Origin of the sequence: Pseudoxanthobacter sp. M-2, from assembly GCF_046156265.1 — a bacterium.
GTDB lineage: Bacteria > Pseudomonadota > Alphaproteobacteria > Rhizobiales > Segnochrobactraceae > CAMDHY01.
Window position 1 is genome coordinate 282,376 of record NZ_JAWDIR010000045.1, and the last position, 24,734, is coordinate 307,109.

Sequence of the window (24,734 nt, forward strand, 5' to 3'; positions counted from 1 at the left end):
TGCAGCAGGTATTGCGTCAGCTCAGCACCGTCTTCGACGAGGAGCCGGAACCGGTGCCGAGCGTATCGAGCGTCCTCTTGACGCCGAATTCCCGGCGAGCAGCACACCTTCGGCCTGTTGATGCTCGAGGAGTTCTATCGGCGCGGTGGCTGGGACACGGTGCTGTTGATGCCCGGAGGCGAGCGCGAGATCTGCGATGCTGTTTCGCAGGACTGGTTCTCCGCCGCCGGCATATCGGTCAGTTGCAGCTTTTCGCAGGACGCGCTCCGTGCCCTGATCAGCGACATGCGGCGCTCGTCGCGCAATGCCGATATCGCGATCCTGGTCGGGGGACGGGCGTTCGGGGCTGACCAGGAGCTTGCATTAGCCGTCGGCGCAGACGCAACCGCGGTTGACGGACGAGAAGCGATCGTTCAGACACACCGGCTGGTGGGCGAAATGCGCCATGGGTCCGATCGTCGGTCTGGCTAGATCGCGTTGTAAGGGGTTGGCTCGGCCATGGAGGCTTCGGTCTCAGCTCGGCGCCCAAATGAATTCGCCGTCACGGAGACGTGGCTCGAAGCCCTCGACGCTTCGGCCGCTGCCAAGCTGATCGGCGTGGCGGCGGATGTGGCGTTCCTGCTCGACCGCGACGGCGTCATCCGGGATCTCGCCTTCACCGAGGAAGACGCCGGCGAGCCGATCGGCCGCCGCGAGTGGGTCGGCCGTCGCTGGGTCGAGACCGTCACCGTCGAAAGCAAGGTGAAGGTCGAGCAGCTCCTTCAGGACGCGGCGGCGCAGCGCGCCCCCGCCTGGCGCGAGATCAACCAGACCTCCTCGGAAGGCCGCGACATCCCGATCCGCTGCTCGGCAGTGGCCCTCGGCCCCGAGGGGCCGGTGGTCGCCCTCGGCCGCGACCTCCGTCCGACCTGGACCCTGCAGCAGCGCCTCGTCGAGGCGCAGCGCGCCATGGAGCGGGAGTACGCCCGCCTCCGCAACACCGAGACCCGCTACCGGCTGCTGTTCCAGCTCGTCTCCGAGCCGATCCTGATCGTCGAGGCGGCGAGCGGCCGCGTCGTCGAGGCCAATCCGGCCGCCGGACGCCTGCTCGGCACGACGACGCAGAAGCTCGCCGGGCGCGCCGTCGCCGAACTCTTCGAGCCGGCGAGCGCCGCGGTGGTGCAGGCCCTCGTCAACAAGGCCGGCATGGTCGGCCGCGCCGACGACACCCTGGTGCGCGTCGTCGGCAGCGACGCCGACATCCGCATCGGCGTCTCGCTGTTCCGCCACGAGGGCTCGGCGCACCTGCTGATCCGGCTGTCGCATCCCGATGCCGAGCCGCCTGCCGACCCCGCCCAGCTGCGGCGGGCGCAGGCCTACGAGATCGCCATGGGCATGCCCGAGGCGCTCGTCATCGTCGACGACAGCCAGCGCATCCTCGACGCCAACACCTCCTTCCTGGAGCTTGCGGAGCTCGGCTCGCTCGAGCAGGCCCGCGGCCAGCCGCTCGACCGCTGGCTCGGACGGCCCGGCGTCGACGTCCGCATCCTCGCCTCCAACCTGCGCGAGCACGGCTCGCTGCGCGACTTCGCGACGATCGTGCGCGGCGAATATGGCGGCCACGACGAGGTCGAGGTCACCGCCGTGTCGGTGCCGCACCAGCAGCAGCCCTGTGCCGGTCTGATCCTGCGCACCGTCGGCCGCCGCCCGGTGCCGCAGACCCCGGATGGCGGCGAGACGCGGTTGCCTTCGGTCGCCAACATCACCGAGCGTGTCGGCCGCGTGCCGCTGAAGGAGCTGGTCCGCGAGACCAGCGACATGATCGAGCAGATGTGCATTGAGGCGGCGCTGAAGCTCACCTCGGACAACCGCGCCTCCGCCGCCCAGATCCTCGGCCTCAGCCGCCAGAGCCTCTACGCGAAGTTGCGCCGCTACGGCATCGGCGACATCGACGACGACGCCTCCGACAATGACGCCTGAGCGTCGCCAGCGGCCTGCGTCTGCGTCCGTCTTACCGTAATCCCAGCCGTTCCGAGACCCCTTCAGCCGCCGCGTGGTTTTTCGCGCGCGGTGGCCGTTGCGCGTTAGCGCAGCCACCGACCCGTGCAATCTGGAACAGCCGCCCGCTCTTTTTCGCCTGTCAATTCGCCTAGACAGTCAGAAGTGTCGCATCTACTCTCTGCGGCATGAACGCTCCATCCGTCCCCGCCGTCGTCGAGCTTTTGAAGCCGATCACCTGGTTCGCGCCGATGTGGGCGTTCGGGTGCGGGGTGGTGTCCTCTGGCGGCTCCTTCGCCGACCACTGGCCGACGGTGTTCGCTGGCGTGCTGCTCTCCGGCCCGCTCGTCTGTGCCACCAGCCAGGCGGCGAACGACTGGTTCGACCGTCACGTCGACGCCATCAACGAGCCGAACCGGCCGATCCCGTCGGGGCGCATTCCCGGCCGCTGGGGGCTCTACATCGCTCTCCTGTGGACGGCACTGTCGATCGCGGTCGCGATCCCGCTCGGGCCGTTCGTCGTCGCGGCCGCGGTGGTCGGGCTGGCGCTCGCCTGGGCCTACAGCGCGCCCCCCTTCCGCCTCAAGCTGAACGGCTGGTGGGGCAACGCCGCCGTCGGCCTCTGCTACGAGGGCCTGCCCTGGTTCGTCGGCGCCGCCGTGATGTCGGCGACAATGCCGAACGGCTACATCCTGGCGCTCGCTGCGCTCTATTCGGTCGGCGCCCACGGCATCATGACCCTCAACGATTTCAAGGCCGTCGAGGGCGACATCCGCATGGGCATCCGCTCGCTGCCGGTGCAGCTCGGCGTCGACCGCGCCGCCCGCTTCGCCTGCCTCGTCATGGCGGTGCCGCAGATCGTCGTCGTCGCGCTGCTGATCGCCTGGGGCAAGCCGCTGTTCGGCGCCATCGTCGCCATGCTGCTGCTCGCGCAGGTGCTGCTGATGGGCCGCCTGCTCGCCGATCCGAACGGCAAGGCCGCCTGGTACAACGCCACCGGCACCACGCTCTACGTGCTCGGCATGCTCGTCTCAGCCATCGCCATCCGCTCGCTCGGAGCCGCCTGATGTCGGGCGCCACCCTCGGCTGGATCGGCATCGTCCGCCTCGGGCTGGTGCAGACCTCGCTCGGCGCGATCGTCGTGCTCACCACCTCGACATTGAACCGCGTCATGGTGGTGGAACTCGCCCTGCCGGCGATGCTGCCGGGCATCCTCGTCGGCCTGCACTACGGCCTGCAGATGCTCAGGCCGCGCTGGGGCTACGGCTCCGACCAGAGCCGCCGGCGGACGCCGTGGATCATCGCCGGCATGGCGGTGCTCGCCTTCGGCGGGGCGCTCGCCGCCGTCGCCACCGCCCTGATGGGCACCGCGCTCGCCGCCGGCATCGCGCTCGCGGTCGTGGCCTTCCTGCTCATCGGCATCGGCGTCGGCGCCTCCGGCACCTCGCTCCTCGTCATGCTCGCCGAGCGCGTCGAGACGGGTCGGCGGGCGGCCGCCGCGACGATCGTCTGGATCATGATGATCGCCGGCTTTGCGATCACCGCCACCACCGCCGGCCATTTCCTCGACCCGTTCACGCCGGCCCGCCTAGTCGCCGTCACCGGCACCGTCAGCCTCATCGCCTTCGTCGTCACCGTGCTGGCGCTCTGGCGCGTCGAGGCGAGCCTCGCGGCCGCCCCCCGCGCCGCTGCACCGAAGGCACCGGCCGAGCCGTTCCTGCGGACCCTCGCGGCGGTGTGGAGCGAGCCGCAGGCCCGCGCCTTCACCATCTTCATCTTCGTCTCGATGCTCGCCTACAGCGCCCAGGACCTGGTGCTGGAGCCCTTCGCCGGCACCGTCTTCGCCATGACGCCCGGCGAATCGACCCGCCTTGGCGGCCTGCAGAACGGCGGCGTGCTCGCCGGCATGATCCTGGTGGCGATCGTCGGCACCACCCGCCTCGGCCGCAGCGAGACGCTGCTGCGCGGCTTCATCGTCGTCGGTTGCCTCGGCTCGGCCGCGGCGCTGTCCGCCCTGTCGCTGGGCGGCGCCGCCGGCGAGGGCTTCCCCCTGCAGGAAACCGTCTTCGCGCTCGGCTTCTGCAACGGCGTCTTCGCCGTCGCGGCGATCGGTTCGATGATGGCGCTCGCCGGCAGTGGCTCGGGCGGGCGGCAGGGCACCCGCATGGGGCTGTGGGGCGCCGCCCAGGCGGTCGCCTTCGGCCTCGGCGGCTTCCTCGGCACCGTCGCCGTCGACCTCGCCCGCCATCTCGTCGGCTCGCCGGCGATCGCCTACGGCGCGGTGTTCGCGGTCGAGGCGGGGCTGTTCGTGGTCGCCGCCGGGCTGGCGGTGCGGGTCGCGCTGAAATCCGAGGCGGTCGCAAGCCGCCGCTACCGTCCGGCCCCGGCATCGGGGCTCGTCGCCGAATTCGAGGGGGAGATGTCGCGATGAGAGTGCCCGAGTACGACGTCGCCGTCGTCGGCGGCGGCCCCGCCGGCGCCACCGCCGCAGCCGATCTCGCCGAGGCCGGCCGCTCGGTTGTGCTGATCGACCGCGACGGCCGCATCAAGCCCTGCGGCGGCGCCATCCCGCCGCGCCTGCTGCGCGACTTCGACGTGCCGGAGAGCCTGCTCGTCGCCCGCGCCAAGGGCGCCCGCATCTTCTCGCCGAGCGAGCGGTCGGTCGACATGGGCATCGAGAACGGCTTCGTCGGCATGGTCGACCGCGACACCTACGACGAGTGGCTGCGCCAGCGCGCCGTCGCCGCCGGTGCCGTCCGCCGCACCGCCACCTTCGAGCGCCTGGAGCGTGAGCCCGACGGCGGCGTCGTCCTGCACCTGCGCCCGCCCGGCGCTGCGGCCGGCACGACCGAGCCGATCCGCGCCCGCGCCGTCGTCGGCGCCGACGGGGCGAACTCGGGCGTCGCCCGCGAGGCGATGCCGAAGGCCGGCCGGCCGCCCTTCGTGTTCGCCTATCACGAGATCGTCCGCACGCCCTCCGTGACACCGCAGGGCTACGACCCCACCCGCTGCGACATCCACTATCGCGGCGACCTGTCGCCCGACTTCTACGCCTGGGTGTTCCCGCACGGCGACACCGCCAGCATCGGCACCGGCAGCGCCCACAAGGGCTTCGGCCTTCGCCCCGCCGTCGCCGCGCTGCGCGAGGTCTGCGGCCTTGCCGGCGCCGAGACGGTCCGCCGCGAAGGCGCGCCGCTGCCGCTCCGGCCGATGAAGTGCTGGGACGACGGCCGCGCCGTGCTGCTCGCCGGCGACGCCGCCGGCGTCGTCGCGCCGGCCTCCGGCGAGGGCATCTACTACGCCATGCTGTCCGGCCGCCTCGCCGCCGATGCGATCGACGAACGCCTCGCCACCGGCGACGTGCGGGCGCTCGCCACGGCGCGCCGGCGCTTCATGAAGCTGCACGGCCGGGTGTTCTGGATCCTCGGCATCATGCAGTATTTCTGGTATTCCAGCGACAAGCGCCGCGAGCGCTTCGTCAGCCTCTGCCGCGACCCCGACATCCAGCGGCTGACGTGGCAGGCCTACCTGGAGAAGGAACTGGTCCGATCCGACCCGATGGCGCACGTGCGCATCATGATGCGGGACTTCGCCCACCTGTTCGGCGTCGTCTCGCCCTGGGAGAAGCGGGCTTGATCGCTCGCCGTCGCGCTTGAGCGCCGTCCGCACGACGCCTGTCCGCACGCGCGACTGGGTCATCCCGATCGTCGTCGCTGCCATCGCCGCGGCGGCGGTCGCGTCTCTCGGCGGGGCGCTGACCGAGCTCGGCCCCTGGTATCGCGGGCTCGTTCGCCCGTCGATCCAGCCGCCCGACTGGCTGTTCGGCCCGGCTTGGACACTGATCTTCACGCTCTGCGCCGTCTCCGCGGCCACCGCCTGGCGGTTCGCCCGAACCGGCCGGCAGCGGGCAATGGTGGTCGGCCTGTTCGCCATCAACGCCGTCTTCAACGTCCTGTGGACGGTGCTGTTCTTCAAGCTGCACCGGCCCGACTGGGCGGTGATCGAAGTGGTCTTCCTGTGGGCCTCGATCGTCGTGCTGATGGTGGCGCTGCGGCCGATCTCCCGCCTCTCCGCCTGGCTGCTCGTGCCCTATCTCCTGTGGGTGACGTTCGCCGGCATGCTGACGTGGCGGATCAGCGTGCTGAACGGGCCGTTCTGAACCAGGCCCCGCGCCGATGTCGACCTTCACCTACTTCGCCTATGGCTCGAACATGCTGGACGAGCGGTTGCGGCATCTGACGCGCTGCCCGTCCGCGCGCGTCCTCGGCACCGGCTCGGCGGCCGGCTGGCGCCTCGGCTTCGTGAAGCGCGGGGCCGACGGTTCCGGCAAGGCGACGATGCTGCGGTCTGCCCGCGCGAGCGACCGCATCCACGGCGTGCTGTTTACGATCGACCTCGCCGAGCGCGCTGTCCTCGACCGCGTCGAGGGCCCGGGCTACGAGCGCCTCGACGACCTCGCCGTTGATCGCGAGGAAGGCGTCCATACGCAAGCCTCAGTCTACGTCGCGCGCGAAAGCGCCATCGACCCGACGCTCGTCGCCTTCGACTGGTACCGCGCGCTGGTCATCGCCGGCGCCCACCGTCACGGGCTGCCCGCCGACGTCATCGCGGAAATCGCATCGGTGCCGGTGCTCCCCGATCCGAATCCCGCCCGCGAGCAGCGCCTCATCGCCCTCGAGCAACTCGCGGCGGCCGGCTGCACCGGTCTCGTCGACGGCGGCTGACCCCTACGAGGCCAGCCGTGCCCGGCGGGCGAGGAGGAAGGCGCGCACCGCCGCATCGTCGGTGAGCCCGGCCGCCTGCGCGTAGGCGGCCGCCGCGTCGGCACCCCGGCCAGCGGCAGCGAGGAGGTGAGCACGCGCGGCCCAGAAGGGCTGGTAGCCCTCGGCCGCCTCGGCCATGGCATCGAGCAGCGCGAGGCCGTGCAGCGGGCCGAAGGCGTCGCCGTGCGCCACCGCCCGGCCGACGCGGGCGCCGATCGTCGGGCTGAAGTGGACGAGCCCGTCATAGAGCGCCGCCAGCATCGCCGGATCGACAGGCCGGCCTGCGGCGCGGCCGGCGTGCAGCGACTGGATCGCCGCCTCGAGCTGGAAGCGGCCGGGTCGGCGGGCGTTCGCCGCCACCATCAGCTGCGCCTCCGCCTCCTGGATGAGGGGCGCCGTCCAGTCCGCCGGGTCCTGGTCCGACAGCGGCACGTAGGCGCCGGCGGCGTCGCGGCGGGCGGCACGGCGCGCCTCGCAGTGGAGCATCAGCGCGACGAGCCCGCGCGCCTCGGGCTCCGCTGGCAGGAGCGCCACCACCAGCCGGCCGAGAAAGATCGCCTCGTCGGCGAGGCCGGCCGCCGCCACCCCGGCGGCGGGATTGACGCCGTCGTCCCAGCCGGTGCCGAAGGCGGCGTAGATCGCCGACAGCACCGCCTCGAGGCGCGGCGCGAGCTCGTCGCGGCCGGGCACCTCGAAGGGGATGCCGCCGTCGCGCAGCTTCGCCTTCGCCCGCACCAGCCGCTGCCCCATCGCCGCAGGAGAGACGAGGAAACAGCCGGCGACGCGGGCGGCGTCGAGACCGAGCACGGTCTGCAGCATCAGGGGCGTGCGCACCCCCGCCTCGATCGCCGGGTGGGCGCAGGCGAACAGGAGCTTCAACCGGTCGTCGGGGATCTCCGCCATCTCCGCCTCCTGCCGCTCGTCGGCGATCAGTGCCAGCGTGCCGGCCGCCGCGGCCGCGACGCCGCGGTGGCGCCAGTCGTGGCCGAGGCGGCGGCGGGCCGCCGTCAGCAGCCACGCCTCCGGCCGCTCCGGCACGCCGCGCTCCGGCCAGGTCTCGAGCGCGATGCGGAAGGCCTCGGCCAGCGCATCCTCGGCCGCGGCGACGTCGCGGGTGCGCGCCACCAGGAAGGCGAGGAGCCGCCCGTAGGAGGCGCGCGCCGCCTGTTCGGCCGCCGCGCGCGCCGTCTCGGCGAGGTCTTCCGGCGGCGTTTGCGCGGGACCGCTCACCGCTGCGGCGGCGGCAGCACCGGGCGCACCTCCGCCGAGGCATAGGACGCCGCGGGGCTGCGCGCCGCCCAGGCGATCGCCTCGTCGAGCCCGGGCACCTCGATGACGAAAAAGCCGCCGAGCTGCTCCTTGGCTTCGGCGTAGGGGCCGTCCTGAACGTGGCGGGCGCCGTCGCGGACGCGCACGGTGGCGGCTGTGTGCGGCGGCTCGAGGCCGCTGCCGGAGACGACGACACCGGCCTCGTTGAGGGCGCCGATATAGGCCATCCAGGCGCCCCAGTAGGCCGGCGCCTTGGCCGGATCGGCGCGCTCGCCGAACTGCGCTTCGCTCTCGCGGAAAATCAGCATGTACTGCATCGGATCGTCCTCCAGGATGGTGTTCGGAGGCGGGCGAACGCCCGTCTCAACACCATGAGCCGCGACACCGCCCGACTTCGACATCCGTCGAAGGATTCTTCCGAAAATTCCGCGCGCCTACCCCTTGGTGCGCAAGGTGGCGCGGCCGCCGTCGACGCCGATCACCTGGCCGGTGATCCATCCGGCCTCGGGCGACAGCAGGAACGCGGCGAGCGCCGCCACGTCGTCGGCCTCGCCGAGGCGCTGCAGCGGGTGCATCTGGGCGATGGCGGTGGCCATCTGCGCGTTCTCGGTGATCCCGGCCGACAGCGGCGTGCGCGTCAGCGACGGAGCGATGCAGTTGACCCGCAGCTTCGGGGCGAGCTCGGCGGCGAGCGCCCGCGTCAGCCCCTCGACCGCCCCCTTCGCCATCGACACGGAGGCATGGGCGGCAAAGCCCTGCGCCACGGCGACGGTGGAGAACAGCACAATGCCAGGCGTCCCCTCGCCCGCCTTCAGCGCGGCGGCTGCCGCCTGCACGGCATGGAAGGCTCCTGCGGCGTTCAGCGCGAAGTCGCGGGCGACGTCCGCCGCCGTCAGCCGGGCGAGCGGCTTCAGGGTGATCGAGCCGACGCAGTAGGCGAGTCCGGTCAGCGCCGGACCGGCGGCGGCGGCGGCCGGGGCGATGGTCGCCGGATCGAGGACGTCGACGGCGGTCCAGCCGGCGCCGAGTTCGGCGGCCAGCGCCGCGAGCTTCGCGTCGTCGCGGGCGGCGAGATGGACCGGCCGGCCTGCGGCGACGAGACGGCGGGCGAGCGCCGATCCGACGCCCCCGGTTCCGCCGTAGATGAGGATGGGAGCGGACAAGCGAGGTCTCCGGGCGCCGGGGGCACGATTTTCGTCCGCGGTCGGCTCGGCCCCACGGACCGAGAGCTTACGGGGGGAGTGTCGTCGTGGTTCAGCGTGTGTGCGGAGGCGCCGCAGGCGGCGACGTGGCCAGCAGCGACGTGGTCGGCGTCACTGCCGACGCGGTCGGCACCGCGACGGCCGCCGGTCGGTGGACAGCCGCGGCTGTGTGGCGCTGATGGCGCGGCGCAACGCCAACGGCCCGGTCGCGGCAAAGGGCGACCTGCCTCAGAAGACCTGCGCGGCGTGCGGCCGGCCGTTCACGTGGCGGCGCAAGTGGGCGCGCGACTGGGAGAGCGTCCGCTTCTGCTCCGACCGCTGCCGCGGCGCCGGTGCGGCAGACGGCAAGCAGCCGGACAAAACAACACCGGGCCGCGCGAGGCGGCCCGGTGCGGGATAGGCTTCCGGCGGGCCGCACGAGGCGACCCGCTTCGAACGAGCCTCAGGCCGAGGCCCGCGCGGTTACCAGCGCACCATGCCGGCGTCGACGTTGAGCGTCTGGCCGGTGATCCACTTCGCGTCGTCCGAGGCGAGGAAGGAGACCGCCGCGGCGATGTCGGACGGCTGGCCCTTGCCCGGGAAGGCCTGCAGCATCTCGACGAAGCCGAAGGCTTCCGCGTGCGGGCTCGCCATCACGCCCTCGGTCTCGGTCAGGCCGGGCGTCACCGCGTTGACGTTGATGGCGTGCTTGCCGAGCTCGGTCGCGAGCGCGCGGGTGAGGCCGAAGACGCCGCCCTTCGCCGCCACATAGGCCGCCATGTTGGGCGTGCCGGCAAAGATGGTGTTCGACAGGATGTTGACGACGCGGCCACCATGGCCCTGCTTGCGCATCAGGTCGGTCGCCGCCCGCGTCATCAGGAAGGCGCCTGTGAGGTTCACCGACAGGATCTTCTGCCAGTGGGCAAGGTCGACCTCGTCCCAGGCGATGAAGGGCACGATCGAGGCGTTGTTGACGAGGATGTCGAGGTCGCCCGCCGTCTTCATCACCGCCTCGTGCAGGGCCGTCACCTGCGCCGGATCGGAGACGTCGCAGGCGACCGCGAAGGCGCCATTCGGCAGCTCGGCCGCAACGGCCTTCGCGCCGGCTTCGTTGATGTCGCTGACGCAGACGCGCGCGCCGTCGGCGGCCAGCCGCACCGCGATCGCCTTGCCGATGCCCTGGGCCGCGCCGGTGACGATCGCCACCTTGCCGGAGAGTTTGCCGCTCATGTGAAGTCCCCTTGCTCGTTCGTAAGTTTGTTGAAGGCGGGTCAGAGCCCGGAATCGATGGCGGCCATGGCGGCTGCGACGCCGGCGCCGATGTCCGCCTTGTGGCCGAGGGCGTTGAGGGCGCCGCCGAGGGCCGCGAGCGCGATCACCGCGTACATCGGCTGCGCCGTCGGCCCCATGTGGCCGATGCGGATGAGGCGCCCGAGCGTCTCGCCGCGGCCCGACGACACCGTCACGCCGTAGCGGTCGCGCATCGCCGCGCGCAGCGCCGGCTCGTCGACGCCGGCCGGCACCTTCACCGCGGTGGTGGTCGGGGAGGCGATCGCCTCGCGCGCCGCCCAGATCTCGAGCCCCATCGCCTTGACGCCGGCCCGGCAGGCGGCGGCGGTCGCGGCGTGGCGTGCCCACACAGCCTCCGGTCCCTCGCCGAGATAGAGGTCGAGGGCGGCGTCGAGGGCGTACATCTCCGACACCGACGGGGTGAACGGGAACGGATGGTCGGCGCGCCAGGCGTTCTCCCAATCGAGGATCGACAGCATCGACGCGCGCGGGGCGAGCGGATTGGCCTTCATTTTCTCCCAGGCGCGGCGGCTCACCCCCATCAGCGTCAGGCCGGGAGGGCAGCCGAGGCACTTGTTCGGCCCTGTGACGAAGATGTCGGAGGAGGAGGCGACGGGATCGACGTCCATGCCGCCGAACGACGACACCGCATCGACCAGAAGGTAGGCCCCGTGCTTCGCCACGATCGCGCCGATCGCGTCGATCGGGTTGATGGTGCCCGACGGCGTATCGTGGTGGCAGACGGCGACGACCTTGATGTCCGGCCGCTCGGCGAAGGCCTTCTCGACCGAGGCCGGATCGATCGCCTGGTTGTAGGGCACCTCGATCTCGACGAGTTCCTTGCAGTAGCGCTTCGCCCACCAACCGAAGCCCTTGCCGTAGACGCCAGAGGCGAGGTTCAGCACCACGTCGTCCGCGGCTATCAGCGAGGCGGCGGCGGCCTCGAGGCCGAGCACCGGCTCGCCCTGCAGGATCACCGGCACGTCCGGCGTCTTCAGGGCCTTTTGCGCCTTGAGCGCGGTCGCCTCATAGAAGGCCTGGAAGGCCGGGTCATAGTCGTACCAGACGGTGCGCGAGAGGGCCCGCAGCACCGCCGGATAGGCGTCCACCGGCCCCGAGGTGAGGGTGAACACCGGCTCCGAGATCGTCTTCGTCATCGCCCTGCCCCGTCTTTCGTTGTCGCGCGTCGGCCGGCGTGCCGGCCGCGCCAGCTAAACCTTTTGTGGTCAGCTCGTGCCGCCTGCCCCGCCTTAACTTCATCCGTCATCACCCGGCTTGACCGGGTGATCCATCCAGCATCGCAGCGTCGCGATCGTGATGGATGGCCCGGTCAAGCCGGGCCATGACGATGGAGAGGGAAGTGGCACTAACCAAGCGCCACCGCGCCGCCCGCCTGTTGCCCCACTCCCTCCCCTCTCCGTCATCGCCCGGCTCGACCGGGCGATCCATCCCACATCGCAGCGTCGCGGCCCTGATGGATGGCCCGGTCAAGCCGGGCCATGACGGCAGAGAGGGAAGTGGCGGAGAGGAGAGCGCCGGAGGCCGCGTCCTCAGAAGCCCCTCACCCGTAGAACTGAATCCCCGTCTTGTAGGTCTTGAAGTTTTCCATGTCGTGCGAATACATCAGGTCCGCGCCGTGCTTCTCGGCGAGCGCCTTCAGCTTGCGCATCGAGGCGACGCCGGCGACCGGGTCGATGTGGAACGACGCCTGGTTCAACGTCTTGAGGCTCTGCTCGGTGTATGCGGCGTCGATGGTGAAGAGGATCGGCTTGCGGGTGCCGAACTCGACGAGCAGGCTGTAGTTTCCGATGGCGTGGCCGGGCGTGTAGATCAGGTGCACGCCCTTGGCGAGTTCGACGTCGCCGTCGATGCCCTCGAACCGCGAGTTCGCCACCGTCGTGCCGGGCAGCAGCTGGTCGGTCTTGCCGCGCGCCTCGGCCGCCTCGGCCGAGAAGGACAGGTCGGAGTAGCCCAGCACCTCGAAGGGCTCCGGGTTGCAGGCCTGCGCAACCTCCTTGGCGTGGCAGATCTTCTTGGCGTGCGGGAAGTACTTGTTGCCGCCGCAGTGGTCGAAGTGGAAGTGCGAGTTGACGACGACGCCGATGTCCTTCGGCTCCAGCCCGAGCAGCTTGAGGGCGCCGGGAATGGTCTGCTCCGGCGTCTGGATCGGCTTCTCGAAGGCGAGCACCTTCATGACGTGGTCGTAGTCGTAGCCGGTGTCGATGAGGAACCGGCCCTCGGCGTGCTCGATCAGGATCGAGTAGACCGGGAAGCGGATCTCGCCGCCGGGCCCGCGGTTCCAGTAGACGTGGAAGCCGTCGAGCACGAGCGAGCCGCCGTCGAGCAGGTAGACTTTCGTGTCGGCCATGGTCTGCTCCCTCTTGTCAGTTTCGTCGATGTTCTCAGGCGGGCCTCAGCGGGCGCCGCGCACGTAGGGCAGGCCGAGCGCCGCCGGCAGGCTGGCGCGGCGGCCGAAGATGACGAGCACAGCCATCACCGCCGCGAACGGCAGCATCTGGATGACATCGGTCGGGATGTTGACGCCGGCCACCTGCAGCGCCGTCGTCATCGACAGGCAGGCGCCGAAGATCAGCGCGCCAGCGAGCACCCACAGCGGCCGGCCACGGGCGAGCATGGCGAGCACGATGCCAATGAAGCCAGCGCCGCCGGTCATGAACGGGATGAACAGCCCGGCGCCGATGTTGGCCATGAACGCCCCGCCGACGCCCGCCATCACCCCGGTGGCCAGCACTGCCACGGTGCGCGTCGTCACCACGTCGACGCCGGCGACGTCGAGCGCCGCCGGCTTGTCGCCGGCCGCCTGCAGGTCGAGGCCGAGGTTCGTGCGGCGGTAGACGAAGGCCATCACCGCCACCATCGCGATCGCGAGGTAGACGATCGGGTGGCGGTCGAACAGCGCCGGCCCGAGGATCGGGATCTCCGACAGCACCGGGATCGGCAGGCTGCCGGCGGCATCGAGGCGCGGATAGGTGCGGCCGAACTGGAAGTGGTGGAGGAGCGCCGTCAGGCCCTCGACGCCAAGCGTCAGCGCGATGCCGACGACGATCTGGTTGAGGCCGTGGCGCACGCAGAGGAGCGCCATGACGAGGGCGACCGCCGCCCCGCCGGCAGCACCTCCGGCAAAGCCCAGCCACAGCGAGGAGGAATAGAAGGCCGCGACGAAGCCGACATAGGCGCCGGCGAGCATCATCCCCTCGATGCCGATGTTGAGCACGCCCGCCTTCTCCGACACCTGCTCGCCGAGGCCGGCGAGAAGCAGCGGAATGCCGGCGCTGATCGCGCCGAAGACGAGCGAGGTGAGGAAGGCGTCGGTGAGAAGGCCCTGCATGACGGTGCCTCAGGCCTTTCCGGCGGCGCGGCGCTTGTGGTCGACATACTCGACGACGGCGAGCAGGATCAGGATGATCGCCATCAGCACGAGGGTGAAGAAGTGCGGCACGCCGAGCCGCCGCGCCGCGCTCTCGCCGCCGATCGACAGCACCGAGAAGGCGAAGACGTAGGCGATCGCCGCAAAGCCGTTGAGGCGGGCGAGGAAGACGAGCGGCACCACGGCGAGGCCGTAGGCGGGGTTCCAGTCGGCCCGGACGTTGCCATGCACGCCGAGGATCTCGACTGCGCCGGCGAGGCCGGCGAGCGCCGCGGAGATGGCGAACACCGCCACCGTGAGCTTCGCCACCGGCAGGCCGGCGTGGACCGCGGCGCGGGGGTTGGCGCCGACCACCCTGAGCTTCAGCCCGAACGCCGTCTTCGTCATCATCAGGTGGACGGCGATCACCGCCACGAGGCCGATGAGGAGGCCGCTCGAGACCGTCGTGTCGAGGAGGCGCGGCAGCCGGTCGGCGACCGGCAGCGTGCGCGTCTGCGGCACCGTCGTGCCGGGGTCGAGGAAGAGAAGCTTCACCAGCACGTTGGCGAAGGAGACGCCGAGAAAGGTCATCATCAGCGTCGTGATGATCTCGTTGACGCCCTGGTAGGCGCGCAAGAGCGCCGGCACCACCGACCACAGCGCACCCACGACGCCGGCGACGACGAAGCACAGCACCAGCGTCAGCCAGCCCGGCAGCGTGCCGATCAGCGCCGGGGCGAGCGCGCCGGCGGCCACCGCGGCGAGCAGGAACTGGCCGTCGATGCCGAGGTTCCAGATGCCGGCGCGGAAGGCGACGATCAGGCTCGCGGCGAGCAGCAGCAGCGGCGCCATCCGCGTCAGCGTCTGCTGCAGGCCGAGCCCGTTGAACAGCCCGCGCTCCAGCACGAAGCCGTAGTAGGCGAGCGGGTCGACGCCGAGCGCCAGCAGGATCGCGCCGGCGATGACGAGAGCGGCGAGGATCGGCGCGACGGACAGAAGCAGGATGCGGGTGAGCGCGGCGCTGCGCTCGCCGCGGCGGCCGCCATCGGCGCCGCGCGGCGCGGTCTCGGCGGTCTCGACGCTCACGACACCGCTCCGATCATCAGCTCGCCGACGCGCAGGCGGGCACCCTCGTCGTTGCCGACGATGCCGGCGAGGCGGCCGCGCGCCATCACGGCGATGCGGTCGGAGAGTTCGATCAGCTCGTCGAGCTCGGTGGAGATCAGGAGCACGGCGATCCCCTGGCCGGCGATGTCGCGGATGCGCCGGCGCGAGGCGCGGATGTTCTGCACGTCGAGCCCGTAGGTCGGCTTGTTGAAGACGACGACGCGGGCCCCGTCGGCGAGCTCGCGGGCGAGCAGCACCTTCTGGATGTTGCCGCCCGACAGCTTGCCGATCGGCGTCTCGATGCTCGGCGTACGCACGTCGTAGCGCTTGACGAGCTCTTCGGCGTGGGTGGCGATCTCGCCCGGCCGCTCCATGCCGCCCGACCAGTAGGGCGCAGCACCGATGCGCTTCAGGAGGAGGTTGAGCGAGATCGGGAAGGTGCCGACGGTGCCTTCCGACAGGCGGTCGTCAGTGAGGTAGCGCAGGCCCGCGCGGGTGCGGGCGCCGACGTCGAGGCGGTCGACCGGCTTGCCGTCGACCAGCACGCTGCCGGCGGTCGCGGCACGTTGCCCGGCGATCGCCTCGGCGAGCTGCTTCTGGCCGTTGCCGTCGATGCCGGCGATGCCGAGGATCTCGCCCGGTGCGATGTCGAAGGAGACGTCCTCGACGCCGACGATGCCGGCGCCGCCGGAAACGGTGAGGTTACGCACCGACAAGAGCGGCGCGGCCGGGGCCAGCGTGCGGGCGACATGCGGCTCGGCGTCGGGATCGCTCGCGCCGGCGCCGAACATCAGCCGGACGATCTCTTCCGTCGCCGCCGCCTCGTCCAGGGCCCGCAGGCGCTCCGGGGCGATCTCGCCGACCTTGCGGCCGAGGCGGAGCACCGAGATGCGGTCGCCGAAGCGGAAGGCCTCGCCGAGCTTGTGGGTAATGAAGACGACGGCGAGGCCGCGGGCGACGAGGCGGCGCATTAGTGCACCGAGCTCGTCGATGCCCTTCGGCGTCAACATCGAGGTCGCCTCGTCGAGGATCAGCACGCGGCTGTCGCGGAGCAGCGCGCGGACGATCTCGACCTGCTGCTGCTCGCCGAGCGACAGCTCGCCGGTGACGGCCTCGAGGTCGACGGCGAGGCCGAAGCTGTCGGTGATGGCGGCGACCTTGGCGGCGAGGCTCGCCTTGTCCGGGCGCTGCCACCAGGGCGCGCCGAGGATGAGGTTCTCGGCCACGGTCAGCGTCGGCACCAGCATGACGTGCTGGAACACCGTGCCGATGCCGAGCGCGAGCGCATGGCGCGGCGAGGTGATGCGCTGCGGCCGCCCGTCGACGCGGATCTCGCCTTCGTCGGGTTCCTGCAGGCCGGAGAGGATGCCGATCAAAGTCGATTTGCCGGCGCCGTTCTCGCCGAGCAGCACGTGCACCTCGCCCGGGCGGAGCGCGAGATCGACCCGGTCGTTGGCGACGACCCCGGGGAAGCGCTTCGTCACCTCGACGAGCTCGACGAGCGGGACGGCAGGGGCTGCGGCGCTCGCCGCGCGTGCCGTGGCGGCAGGCGTCATGGTCTGCGGTCTTTCCAGTCTCGGGTCGTGATCTGCATCTGCCGCGTGCCCGGATCGGCGGGCCGGCAATGGCTCAAAGGCGCGGCCCCGGCGGGCACGAGGCCCGCCGGGACGCTCAATGGTGGGGTCGGGCGCCGATCAGGGAGCCGCGACGTCCGTCATCATGGCGCGCACCTTGGCGGCGTCGAACTCCGGCGTCACCGTGATCTTGCCGGCGATCATCTCGTCCTTCAGCGCCATCACTTCCGCCCACTTGTCGGCGGGCAGGTTCTTCGTCTCGAGCAGCTTCACCGAGCCGTCGGCGAGGCCGATGGCGTAGCTCTTGGTGCCGAACTTGTCGGCCTTCAGGTCCTCGATCATGGCGACGTAGACCGGCGTCATGTCCCAGACGACCGAGGTCAGGAGGTTGCCCTTGTCGAGCGAGCTCTTGTCACCGATCACGTCGATGAAGAACACCTTCCCGCCGTCGGTCGCCGGGGTGGTCTCGACCGCCTGCAGCATGCCGAAGGACGAGCCGTTGCCCTGGCCGAAGATCACGTCGGCGCCGGCGGCGATGACCGACTCCGTCACGCGCTTGCCGCCCGCGGCGTCGGCATAGGCAGCCGGGCCGATCACGGCGTAGCGGATCTTGACGTCGGGGTTCTCCGCCTTGACGCCCTCGGCGAAGCCGGCCGACTGCGAGTTCCACGACGGGGGCTCACCGGAGACGACGACGCCGACGGTGCCGGTGCGCGTCACCTTGGCGGCGAGACGGCCGGCTAGGTAGGCGCCCTCGTGGCCCGACAGCGTGTAGTCGGCGACGAGGCCGGGCTTCAGGCCCGTGGGCGTGTCGACGATCGCCACCGGGACCTTGGTCTCCTCGGCGATCTCGGGGGCGGCGGTGTTGTAGCCGGAGGCATGCGCGATCATCAGCCCGACGCCGTCGGCGGCGAGCTCGCGCAGCGTCGGCCGCACGTCGCCATAGCCGAGGCCCTCGGCGACGACCACCTCGACGCCGGTCTTCTCGCCGGCCGCCTTGGCGGCGTCGACGCCCTGCTGGTTCCAGCCGAAGTCCGTCCCCTGCTCCGGCGTGAGCACCGCGATCGACTTCACTTCGGCGGCGTTGACCGCGCCGAACGACAACGCCAGCGCGATCGCACTGACGCTCAGCTTCAAGCCCTTCATCCTCATCTCCCACTCCCCTGTCCGCGATGGCGATACCGCATCGGCCGCCATCTAACCAGTCATGACGTCATCGTGTCAAATAATAATTGTTGCAGATCAAGCTTTTGGACTGAATAATGCACAGCAGGTCGCGCGCAGAGGCGCATCCTCAAAGATGAATTGGCTGGCGATGTCTCCTCACCGACTTCTTCTGATCCTTCCACCTTTGGCAATACTGTTATCCTCGACGGCCGGAGCGGCGGAACCGGCGGCCCGCGGCAGCACCGGGCTGTCGCCGCTCACCGTCTCCGTCCGCAACACCGGCAGCGAGCCGATCGCCTGCGGCGCCGCCGTGGCGCACTGGTTCTCCGTCGAGCTCGGCACCGCCGCCGCCGGCGCGGCCGTGACGATCCCCTTGTGGCGCGACCCGGCAACCGGCGCCGTCTTCACTCTCAACCCGTCGCAGGACCGGCTGCCGATCGAGCGGCTGTGGTGCGGCCTCGCCGGCCGCTCCTGGGCGACGCGCTCCGAGATCACCCTGCCCCGCAAGCCGGGCACGGCCGACGACATCGCGCTCGCCTGCACGGCCGAAGCCGAGCGCCTCGCCTGCCGGTGAGGGGCGGCGCGCACCGCGCCCGCCCCCGCCGCGACCCCGATGGCGGCCGTTGTCCTCACTTGCCGGCCTTCTCCTCGACCACCTTGTAGAGGATGTCGTACTCGGCCTTCACGGCCGGGTTGGCGCCGACGACCTCTTCGCCGATCTTGCGGAAGTTGGTCATCATCGCCTGCTGCTGGTCGGCCGGCAGCGCCAGCACGACGCCGCCATTGTCGGTCCACACCTTGTTGGCGCGCGCGAGGTTCTCGACGCCCCACGGGAACACCGACACCTCGGCGGCACGGCCGGCGGCGCGGATCGCCTCCTGCACCTCGGGCGTCTGCGCCTGGAACCACGCCTCGTTGACGAGCGCCACCGACAGGATCTGCGTGAAGTTGAGGTCGGTGACGTTCTTCGCCACGTCGTAGTACTTGAAGGCGGTGAGGATCGGCATGCCGGCGAGCATGCCGTCGATGCCGCCCGACTGCAGCTGCGGCACCACTTCCGACAGCGGCAGCGGCGACGGGATGGCGCCGAGCGATTCCATCGGCTTCATCTGCAGCGGCGAGGCGAAGGTGCGGATCTTCAGGCCCTTGAAGCCCTCGAGGGTGTCGACGGGCTGGCGCGTCAGCGCGATCGTCGGCGAGTTGAAGATCGCCCCGATGACCCGCACGCCCTTGTCGAGGAACATCGTCTCGAGGTGGTCGCGATAGGCCGGGTCGTGGACGACGGCGACGAGGTTCTCCGGCGAGGAGAACAGGCCCGGCACGTCGAAGATCTGGAAGCGCGGATCGACCGGCGTCAGGAAGGCGGTCGGCGAGATGAACGATTCGATGGTGCCGAGCACGACGCCCTCGGCCATCTGCGGGATCGCGCCGAGCTGGCTCGCCGGATAGATCTCCGTCGTCACCGCACCGCCAGCGCGCGTCTGCAGCTCGGCGGCGAACTGCTTCTGCCACTCGTGCTGGACGTCGTTGATGGTGGCGTTGGCGAGCTTCATCACCGACTGCGCGGCGGCGGGCGCGGCCGCCAGCGTCAGCGCGAGGGCCGTGACGGCGAGCCGCCCGAGAGTGGAACGCATCTTCCAGGTCGACATCGCGGAAACCCTCCTCAGGAAACGAGACCGGTGAGCGCCAGCGACAGCGCCGGCCAGTAGGTGATGACGGCGAGCGCCACGATCTGCACCGCCGCATAGGGCAGCACGCCCGCATAGATCTCCTGCAGCGGCAGCTTGAATAGCGACTGCGCCACGAAGACGTTGAGCCCGAACGGCGGGGTGAACATGCCGATCGACAGGTTCACCGTCATGATCACGCCGAAGTGGATGGGATCGATGCCGAGGGCCCGCACGATCGGGATGAGCAGCGGCGTCAAGACCAGGATCGCCGAGGTCGGATCGAGCAGGCAGCCGACGACGAGCAGCAGGATGTTCACGGCGATGAGGAAGCCGACCGGCGTCAGGCCGAGATCCGACACGAAGGCCGTGATCAGCTGCGGCACCTGCTGGGTGGTCAGGATGTAGGAGAACAGACCGGCCGCCGCGACGATGATCAGCACCTGCGCCGTCAGCGCCGCCGCCTCCACCGAGGCCTCGAGGATCTGCCGCCAGCCGAGCGTGCGGTAGACGAGCGATCCCACCACGATCGCATAGGCGCAGGCGAAGCCGCCGGCCTCCGTCGGCGAGAACCAGCCGAGGAAGACGCCGCCGAGCACCAGCACCGGCATCAGGAGCGCGCCCGCCGCCCGCACCGTCGCCGTCAGCGCGGCCGCGGCCGAGAACCGCCCGCCGGCACGGTCGCCGCCGCTGCGGCGGGCGTGCCAGACGACGGCGACGCCCATCAGCAGCGCGATGAACAGCCCCGGCAGGATGCCGGCGATGAACAGCTTCTGGACCGATTCCTCCGCCGCCGCGCCGTAGAGGATCATCGCGATCGAGGGCGGGATGACGATGGCGATCGAGGCGCTGGAGGCGATCAGGCCGGCGGCGTTGCGCCGCGAGTAGCCGGCCCCGAGCAGCCCGCCATAGAGGCTCTTGCCGACGGCGGCGACCGTCGCCGGGCTCGAGCCGGAGACGGCGCCGAGCACGGTGCCGGTACCGAGCACCGTGAGGCCGAGGCTGCCCGGCACGTGGCCGATCAACGACTGCACGAAGACGATCAGCCGGTCGGCGATGCCGCTGCGCTGGATCAGTTCGCCCGCCAGGATGAAGAACGGCACCGCCAGCAGCGCGTAGCTCGACAGCGAGCCGAACATCACCTGCTGCAGCACGATCGGCGGGATCGGCAGCACGAAGACGAGGGTCGCCACCGCGCCGGCGAGGAAGACGACAAAGATCGGCGCCCCGAGAAGGAGCAGCCCGACCGGCAGCAGCGCCAACGTGAAGGTCATCGCGCGCCCTCCGCGTGGCGCGCTTCGCCCCGCACCAGCGCCGTCAGGTCGGCGACGACGAGCGCCGCGGCGACGAGGGCGGTGGCGACGAAGCCGACGAACACACCGGCGTGCGGGATCGCCATCGGCAGTTCGAGCGCCATGCTCCTCTGGTCGAGAGCGGCGATGCGGCCGATGAAGCCGAACGACTGCCAGGCGGCATAGCCGCAGGCGAGTGCGGTCACCGCACCGGTGAGCGCATCGCGCAGGCGCCGCAGCCGCACGGCCCCTGCTCCGGCGAGGAGGTCGAGCGCCAGGTTGCGCCGTTCCGCCGTGACGACAGCGAGGCCGATCATGACGATCCACACCTGCGAGTAGACGAGGAACTCGTCCGAGCCGATCCACTGCACGCCGGCGACATAGCGCGCCGCCGCGTTGACGACGTTGACCGCCACCATCACCAGCAGGATCAACCCAAGCAGCACGCGCAGCACCCGCTCGGCGGCGAGCGCAAGGCGGTGGCCGGCGTGCGGCACGGCACCGTTTCCCGAAAGGGTGGGAGCGGCGGCCATCGCTACTCGCGTCCCTCCAGGGCACGGCGGACGGCGACGAGCCGCTTCGCCCGCTCGGCCTGCAGCTCGGCGACCCGCTCCGGCGTGTAGGAGAACAGCCCCTCGCCCGACTTGATGCCGAGCTTGCCGGCATCGGTCTTCTCGGTGACGAAGGTCGAGACGTCCTTGCGGTCGGCGAGGTCGGCGTTGAGGAAGCTCGACACCGAGCGGTAGATGTCGAGCCCGGCCATGTCGAGGAGCGCCATCGGGCCGATGACGCTGAGCTTGTAGCCGATGCCCCAGGAAACCACCGTGTCGAGCCCCTCGGCGTCGATGACACCGCGCTCGACGAGGTCGATCGCCTCGCGCAGCAGGGCGTAGAGCACGCGGTTCTCGACGAAGCCCGGCACGTCCTTCTTCACCACCACCGGCAGCAGGCCGAGCTGACGGATGAGGGCGACGATCGCCTCCACCGTCGCCGGCGCGGTCTTCTCGCCACCGATCACCTCGATCATCGGGATGATGTGCGGCGGGTTCGACCAGTGCATGCCGACGAGGCGGGCCGGGTTCGACAGGAAGCGCTGCAGCTCGGTGATCGGGATGCCCGAGGTGTCGGAGGCGACGATGGTGTCGGCCGGCACCAGCGGGTCGAGCGCCCGGTAGACCGCCGCCTTCACCTCGAGGTTCTCCGGCACGTTCTCGATGACGAGATCGGCGCCGGCCACCGCCGCGGCGAGGTCGTCGGCGAAGCTCACCTCGCCCTCCCCGCCGTCCGGCACGGCGACGCCGAGGCGGTCGAGCACGCCGCGGGCGAGCGGCAGCATCGCCTTCGCGCGCTCAACCGCCGCCGGCGCCGTGTCGTAGACGCGCACGGCAAGACCGCCGCGGGCGAGGCGGGCCGCCATGCCCGGGCCCATCGTGCCGAGCCCGATGATCGCCACCGTGCGCATCGTCTTGAGCTCCCCTCAGGCCGCGCTGGCGGCCGGCTTGGCGCCGGTCGCGGTCTGGAAGGCCGGACGGGCCTCGATGCCCTTCAGCCAGCGGGCGATGTTGTCGCTCGGACCGCGGGTGATCGGGAAGTCCATGCAGCGCTTCAGGATCGGCGCCAGCGCGATGTCGGCGATGGTGAGCTTGCCGAGCGCCAGGAAGTCCTTGCCCGCGAGGTGCGCGTCGACGAGCGCCAGCTGGTCGGCGAGGTCCTTCTCGGCCGCCGGATAGCCGGGGCTGCGCTCTTCCGGCTTCAGCTTCGATTCCTTGAAGGCGGCGAGGTAGCCCGGGTTGATGGCGGCGAGGACGAAGTCCATCCACCGCTCGACCTCGGTGCGCTCGGCCGGCGTCGCGCCGGTCAGGCCCTCGGCCTTGGTGGCGGCGAGGTAGCGCAGGATGGTGTTCGATTCCCAGATGACGACGTCGCCGTCGACCAGCGTCGGCACCTTCGACGTCGGGTTCAGCGCCTTGTATTCGGCGCTCTGGGTGTTGCCGAACTGCCGGCCGTAGTCCTCGCGCGTGTAGGGCACGCCGATTTCCTCGAGGCAGAACAGGACCTTCTGAACATTGCCGGACGTCTGCCGGCCGAGAAGCTTGATCACGCGGCCTTCTCCTTCTTGTGGGTGCTTGGGGCGTCCGGCGCCGCCACGAGGCGGTGCCGGAAGAGGACGAGGGCGGCGAGACCGGCGCCCCCGAGGATGTTGGCGAAGAGTGCAAAGCTGCTGAGGCCCGCCGGCAGCACCAGGCCGAGCCCGAGCACGACGACGGCGATCCGCACGAGCGGCGACAGGTGGCCGCCGAAGTGGCCGACGGCGGCGACCGAGACGGCCGCGGTGCCGACGAAGGCGGTGGCCGCGGCGATGGCGTCCTCGAGCGGCGTGCCGCGCAGCACCAGCGCCGGCGAGAACGCGAACAGGAACGGGATCAGGTAGGCGACCCAGGCGAGCTTCACCGCCTCGAAGCTCGTCCGCCACAGGTCCGTGCCGGCGATCTTCGCCGCCGTGATGGAAGCCAGCGCCACCGGCGGCGTCAGCATCGACATCATGCCGAAATAGAGGATGAACAGGTGCGCCTGCATCTCCGGGATGCCGACGTCGACGAGGGCCGGCGCAAGCACGGTCGCGAGCACCACGTAGACGGCGACCGTCGGCATGCCCATGCCGAAGACGATCGCCACCAGCGCCACGAAGACCAGCAGCAGGAAGGCGTTGCCGCCGCTCGCCGCGATCGCCGTGCCGGCGAGCGAGAAGCCGAGGCCGGTGAGCGAGACGACGCCGATGATGAGGCCGGCCGCCGCCGTCACCAGCACCAGCGGCGCCGCCGAGAGACCGGTCGCCACCACCGCCTCGACGAGCATGCGCGGGCCGAGACGACGCCCCTCGTAGGAGCGCAGCACCGAGACCACCACGAGGGAGGCGAGCGCCATCAGCACCGCCGCCTGCGGGCGGGTGTCGAAGGCGATGAAGGCGACGAAGAGGACGACGAACGGCACCAGGAAATGCAGCCCGTCGAGGACGGTGCGGCCGAGCGGCGGCAGGTCCTCGCGCGACAGGCCGCGGATGCCGTCGCGGGCGGCGATTCGGTCGACCTGCACGAAGATCGCCGCGAAATAGAGCAGCGCAGGCACCGTCGCGGCGATCAGCACCTCGGTGTACGGCACGCGCAGATAGTCGGCCATGACGAAGGCGGCCGAGCCCATCACCGGCGGCAAGAGCTGGCCACCCGTCGAGGCGGCCGCCTCCACCGCTCCGGCGACGGCCGGGCGGAAGCCGGTGCGCTTCATCATCGGGATGGTGACGATGCCGGTGCCGACGACGTTCGAGACGGCGTTGCCGGAGATCGAGCCGAACAGGGCCGAGGCGCCGACGGCGGCCTTCGCCGAACCGCCGCGATAGCGCCCGAAGACGGCGGTGGCGAGCCCGGTCAGGTAGTCGCCGCCGCCGGTGAGGCGCAGCAACTCGCCGAACAGCACGAACGGGATGACGATCTCCACCGCGACGCGCAGCGGCAGGCCGAGCAGGCCGTTGGGGTCGAGCACGAGATAGATCGGCAGCCGCGACGGTGCGGTCGACGGCATCCCGATCATCGGGCCGACGAGGACGAAACCGACGAAGATCGCGACGACCAGCGCGATCATCGCGCCGACCGTGCGCCACAGGCAGACGAGCAGGCCGACGACCAGCACCGTCGAAAGCGCCACCAGCCAGGTCGGCCGGAGCGCCGCGCGGATCGAGAGCCACGGGTAGGCCCAGGCGATGAACAGGCAGATCGCCAGCAGCACCGCTCCGGCCGCGACCGCGAGCCAGAACACCGACGGTCGGGTGCCGCTCGCGAGCACGACGGCCGCGACCGCCAGCGACAGGCCGGCGGCGACGGCGAGCGGCTGCTCGACGAACAGCGTCAGCCCGGCGAGGCGCGGCAGTTCCAGGAGCCAGGCGAGGGACAGAGCGACGAGCGCTGCCGCGAGGACGGCGGCCAGCAACGGGAGCTTGCCGCCGGCTCCGGCCGGCAGCTCCTCGCGTGGAGCCGTCCTCTCGGCGATCGTCGCCATGGCGCGCTCGTCTCCCGGCCAGCCTCCCGC

General features: G+C 71.1%; 25 protein-coding genes. 9 read left to right on the top strand and 16 right to left on the bottom strand.

The annotated features are described in order from the left end of the window. Positions 1-120 precede the first annotated feature (120 nt). From RUR49_RS22660 to RUR49_RS22690, 7 genes are all read left to right on the top strand, one after another. The gene (locus RUR49_RS22660; RefSeq protein ID WP_409148703.1) at positions 121-471 is read left to right on the top strand and encodes a hypothetical protein; all 351 of its coding nucleotides are present in this window, start codon (positions 121-123) and stop codon (positions 469-471) included. Positions 472-498: 27 nt separating this feature from the next. Then, a complete protein-coding gene (ppsR, locus tag RUR49_RS22665) occupies positions 499-1,959 on the top strand; it encodes a transcriptional regulator PpsR (protein ID WP_409148704.1) in 1,461 nt (486 codons plus the stop codon). Positions 1,960-2,165: 206 nt separating this feature from the next. After that, positions 2,166-3,044, top strand: a complete 879-nt coding sequence (gene chlG / locus RUR49_RS22670) for a chlorophyll synthase ChlG (protein ID WP_409148705.1) — start codon at positions 2,166-2,168, stop codon at positions 3,042-3,044. Further along, positions 3,044-4,408: a BCD family MFS transporter gene (locus tag RUR49_RS22675; RefSeq protein ID WP_409148706.1), complete on the top strand. Its 1,365-nt coding sequence runs from the start codon at positions 3,044-3,046 to the stop codon at positions 4,406-4,408. Before chlG ends, RUR49_RS22675 begins: the two co-directional genes overlap by 1 nt. Continuing rightward, positions 4,405-5,613, top strand: a complete 1,209-nt coding sequence (locus RUR49_RS22680) for a geranylgeranyl diphosphate reductase (protein ID WP_409148707.1) — start codon at positions 4,405-4,407, stop codon at positions 5,611-5,613. Before RUR49_RS22675 ends, RUR49_RS22680 begins: the two co-directional genes overlap by 4 nt. A 16-nt stretch (positions 5,614-5,629) precedes the next feature. Then, positions 5,630-6,136 (top strand): TspO/MBR family protein, encoded by a 507-nt coding sequence (locus tag RUR49_RS22685; RefSeq protein WP_409148708.1) that lies wholly within the window; start codon positions 5,630-5,632, stop codon positions 6,134-6,136. A 16-nt stretch (positions 6,137-6,152) separates the two neighbouring features. Further along, the gene (locus RUR49_RS22690; protein WP_409148709.1) at positions 6,153-6,701 is read left to right on the top strand and encodes a gamma-glutamylcyclotransferase family protein; all 549 of its coding nucleotides are present in this window, start codon (positions 6,153-6,155) and stop codon (positions 6,699-6,701) included. A 3-nt stretch (positions 6,702-6,704) separates the two neighbouring features. Here the strand turns inward: RUR49_RS22690 and RUR49_RS22695 are convergent, their stop codons facing one another. The 3 genes from RUR49_RS22695 to RUR49_RS22705 all read right to left on the bottom strand — a co-directional run bounded on the left by RUR49_RS22695 (position 6,705) and on the right by RUR49_RS22705 (position 9,172). Beyond that, on the bottom strand, positions 6,705-7,970 hold the full coding sequence (locus RUR49_RS22695) for an RNA polymerase sigma factor (RefSeq protein WP_409148710.1): 1,266 nt from the start codon (positions 7,968-7,970) through the stop codon (positions 6,705-6,707). Further along, on the bottom strand, positions 7,967-8,326 hold the full coding sequence (locus tag RUR49_RS22700; RefSeq protein ID WP_409148711.1) for a YciI family protein: 360 nt from the start codon (positions 8,324-8,326) through the stop codon (positions 7,967-7,969). The genes RUR49_RS22695 and RUR49_RS22700 overlap by 4 nt, the downstream gene beginning before the upstream one ends. Positions 8,327-8,443: 117 nt before the next feature. Further along, positions 8,444-9,172, bottom strand: a complete 729-nt coding sequence (locus RUR49_RS22705; protein ID WP_409148712.1) for an SDR family NAD(P)-dependent oxidoreductase — start codon at positions 9,170-9,172, stop codon at positions 8,444-8,446. A gap of 217 nt (positions 9,173-9,389) precedes the next feature. On the opposite strand from RUR49_RS22705, the gene RUR49_RS22710 reads away from it, so the two are divergent. Next, positions 9,390-9,611, top strand: a complete 222-nt coding sequence (locus RUR49_RS22710) for a DUF2256 domain-containing protein (RefSeq protein ID WP_409148767.1) — start codon at positions 9,390-9,392, stop codon at positions 9,609-9,611. 62 nt (positions 9,612-9,673) lie between these two features. Here RUR49_RS22710 and RUR49_RS22715 read toward each other — a convergent pair whose 3' ends face one another. The 7 genes from RUR49_RS22715 to RUR49_RS22745 form a co-directional block, all read right to left on the bottom strand. Beyond that, entirely contained in the window at positions 9,674-10,420 is a 747-nt protein-coding gene (locus RUR49_RS22715; protein WP_409148713.1) for an SDR family NAD(P)-dependent oxidoreductase, read from the bottom strand. A 41-nt stretch (positions 10,421-10,461) separates the two neighbouring features. Next, positions 10,462-11,637, bottom strand: coding sequence for a pyridoxamine--pyruvate transaminase (gene ppaT / locus RUR49_RS22720; RefSeq protein WP_409148714.1), 1,176 nt, complete (start codon positions 11,635-11,637; stop codon positions 10,462-10,464). A gap of 404 nt (positions 11,638-12,041) precedes the next feature. Further along, positions 12,042-12,848: an N-acyl homoserine lactonase family protein gene (locus RUR49_RS22725; protein ID WP_409148715.1), complete on the bottom strand. Its 807-nt coding sequence runs from the start codon at positions 12,846-12,848 to the stop codon at positions 12,042-12,044. Between the two features lie 45 nt (positions 12,849-12,893). Beyond that, the gene (locus tag RUR49_RS22730) at positions 12,894-13,829 is read right to left on the bottom strand and encodes an ABC transporter permease (RefSeq protein ID WP_409148716.1); all 936 of its coding nucleotides are present in this window, start codon (positions 13,827-13,829) and stop codon (positions 12,894-12,896) included. A 9-nt stretch (positions 13,830-13,838) separates the two neighbouring features. Beyond that, positions 13,839-14,933 carry an ABC transporter permease gene (locus RUR49_RS22735; RefSeq protein ID WP_409148717.1) on the bottom strand — a complete coding sequence of 365 codons (1,095 nt, stop codon included), beginning with the start codon at positions 14,931-14,933 and terminating at the stop codon, positions 13,839-13,841. Beyond that, positions 14,930-16,510 (bottom strand): ABC transporter ATP-binding protein, encoded by a 1,581-nt coding sequence (locus RUR49_RS22740; RefSeq protein ID WP_409148718.1) that lies wholly within the window; start codon positions 16,508-16,510, stop codon positions 14,930-14,932. Before RUR49_RS22740 ends, RUR49_RS22735 begins: the two co-directional genes overlap by 4 nt. Before the next feature lie 138 nt (positions 16,511-16,648). Then, positions 16,649-17,674, bottom strand: a complete 1,026-nt coding sequence (locus RUR49_RS22745; RefSeq protein ID WP_409148719.1) for a BMP family protein — start codon at positions 17,672-17,674, stop codon at positions 16,649-16,651. Between the two features lie 205 nt (positions 17,675-17,879). Here RUR49_RS22745 and RUR49_RS22750 point away from each other — a divergent pair, with 205 nt between their 5' ends. Then, the gene (locus tag RUR49_RS22750) at positions 17,880-18,269 is read left to right on the top strand and encodes a hypothetical protein (RefSeq protein WP_409148720.1); all 390 of its coding nucleotides are present in this window, start codon (positions 17,880-17,882) and stop codon (positions 18,267-18,269) included. A gap of 55 nt (positions 18,270-18,324) precedes the next feature. Here RUR49_RS22750 and RUR49_RS22755 read toward each other — a convergent pair whose 3' ends face one another. Genes RUR49_RS22755 through RUR49_RS22780 form a run of 6 tightly spaced genes read right to left on the bottom strand, consistent with a single transcriptional unit; the run spans position 18,325 to position 24,704 of the window. Further along, on the bottom strand, positions 18,325-19,344 hold the full coding sequence (locus RUR49_RS22755; protein WP_409148721.1) for a TRAP transporter substrate-binding protein: 1,020 nt from the start codon (positions 19,342-19,344) through the stop codon (positions 18,325-18,327). Positions 19,345-19,358: 14 nt separating this feature from the next. After that, positions 19,359-20,636, bottom strand: coding sequence for a TRAP transporter large permease (locus tag RUR49_RS22760; RefSeq protein WP_409148722.1), 1,278 nt, complete (start codon positions 20,634-20,636; stop codon positions 19,359-19,361). Further along, complete coding sequence (locus RUR49_RS22765) at positions 20,633-21,187, bottom strand: TRAP transporter small permease (RefSeq protein WP_409148723.1); 555 nt, start codon at positions 21,185-21,187, stop codon at positions 20,633-20,635. Before RUR49_RS22765 ends, RUR49_RS22760 begins: the two co-directional genes overlap by 4 nt. A 2-nt stretch (positions 21,188-21,189) precedes the next feature. Then, positions 21,190-22,116 carry a 5-formyl-3-hydroxy-2-methylpyridine 4-carboxylate 5-dehydrogenase gene (fhmpcd1, locus tag RUR49_RS22770; protein WP_409148724.1) on the bottom strand — a complete coding sequence of 309 codons (927 nt, stop codon included), beginning with the start codon at positions 22,114-22,116 and terminating at the stop codon, positions 21,190-21,192. A gap of 15 nt (positions 22,117-22,131) precedes the next feature. Then, positions 22,132-22,755, bottom strand: a complete 624-nt coding sequence (locus RUR49_RS22775) for a glutathione S-transferase family protein (RefSeq protein ID WP_409148725.1) — start codon at positions 22,753-22,755, stop codon at positions 22,132-22,134. After that, a complete protein-coding gene (locus RUR49_RS22780; RefSeq protein ID WP_409148726.1) occupies positions 22,752-24,704 on the bottom strand; it encodes a TRAP transporter permease in 1,953 nt (650 codons plus the stop codon). The genes RUR49_RS22775 and RUR49_RS22780 overlap by 4 nt, the downstream gene beginning before the upstream one ends. Positions 24,705-24,734 lie beyond the last annotated feature (30 nt).

Coding starts and splice junctions, on each gene's coding strand:
- RUR49_RS22715 (WP_409148713.1), bottom strand. CDS start 10,420: ATGAGCGGCAAACTCTCCGGCAAGGTGGCGATCGTCACCGGCGCGGCC.
- chlG (WP_409148705.1), top strand. CDS start 2,166: ATGAACGCTCCATCCGTCCCCGCCGTCGTCGAGCTTTTGAAGCCGATC.
- fhmpcd1 (WP_409148724.1), bottom strand. CDS start 22,116: ATGCGCACGGTGGCGATCATCGGGCTCGGCACGATGGGCCCGGGCATG.
- RUR49_RS22755 (WP_409148721.1), bottom strand. CDS start 19,344: ATGTCGACCTGGAAGATGCGTTCCACTCTCGGGCGGCTCGCCGTCACG.
- ppsR (WP_409148704.1), top strand. CDS start 499: ATGGAGGCTTCGGTCTCAGCTCGGCGCCCAAATGAATTCGCCGTCACG.
- RUR49_RS22730 (WP_409148716.1), bottom strand. CDS start 13,829: ATGCAGGGCCTTCTCACCGACGCCTTCCTCACCTCGCTCGTCTTCGGC.
- RUR49_RS22745 (WP_409148719.1), bottom strand. CDS start 17,674: ATGAAGGGCTTGAAGCTGAGCGTCAGTGCGATCGCGCTGGCGTTGTCG.
- RUR49_RS22740 (WP_409148718.1), bottom strand. CDS start 16,510: ATGACGCCTGCCGCCACGGCACGCGCGGCGAGCGCCGCAGCCCCTGCC.
- RUR49_RS22660 (WP_409148703.1), top strand. CDS start 121: ATGCTCGAGGAGTTCTATCGGCGCGGTGGCTGGGACACGGTGCTGTTG.
- RUR49_RS22725 (WP_409148715.1), bottom strand. CDS start 12,848: ATGGCCGACACGAAAGTCTACCTGCTCGACGGCGGCTCGCTCGTGCTC.
- RUR49_RS22700 (WP_409148711.1), bottom strand. CDS start 8,326: ATGCAGTACATGCTGATTTTCCGCGAGAGCGAAGCGCAGTTCGGCGAG.
- RUR49_RS22760 (WP_409148722.1), bottom strand. CDS start 20,636: ATGACCTTCACGTTGGCGCTGCTGCCGGTCGGGCTGCTCCTTCTCGGG.
- RUR49_RS22680 (WP_409148707.1), top strand. CDS start 4,405: ATGAGAGTGCCCGAGTACGACGTCGCCGTCGTCGGCGGCGGCCCCGCC.
- RUR49_RS22765 (WP_409148723.1), bottom strand. CDS start 21,187: ATGGCCGCCGCTCCCACCCTTTCGGGAAACGGTGCCGTGCCGCACGCC.
- RUR49_RS22710 (WP_409148767.1), top strand. CDS start 9,390: ATGGCGCGGCGCAACGCCAACGGCCCGGTCGCGGCAAAGGGCGACCTG.
- RUR49_RS22780 (WP_409148726.1), bottom strand. CDS start 24,704: ATGGCGACGATCGCCGAGAGGACGGCTCCACGCGAGGAGCTGCCGGCC.
- RUR49_RS22690 (WP_409148709.1), top strand. CDS start 6,153: ATGTCGACCTTCACCTACTTCGCCTATGGCTCGAACATGCTGGACGAG.
- RUR49_RS22675 (WP_409148706.1), top strand. CDS start 3,044: ATGTCGGGCGCCACCCTCGGCTGGATCGGCATCGTCCGCCTCGGGCTG.
- ppaT (WP_409148714.1), bottom strand. CDS start 11,637: ATGACGAAGACGATCTCGGAGCCGGTGTTCACCCTCACCTCGGGGCCG.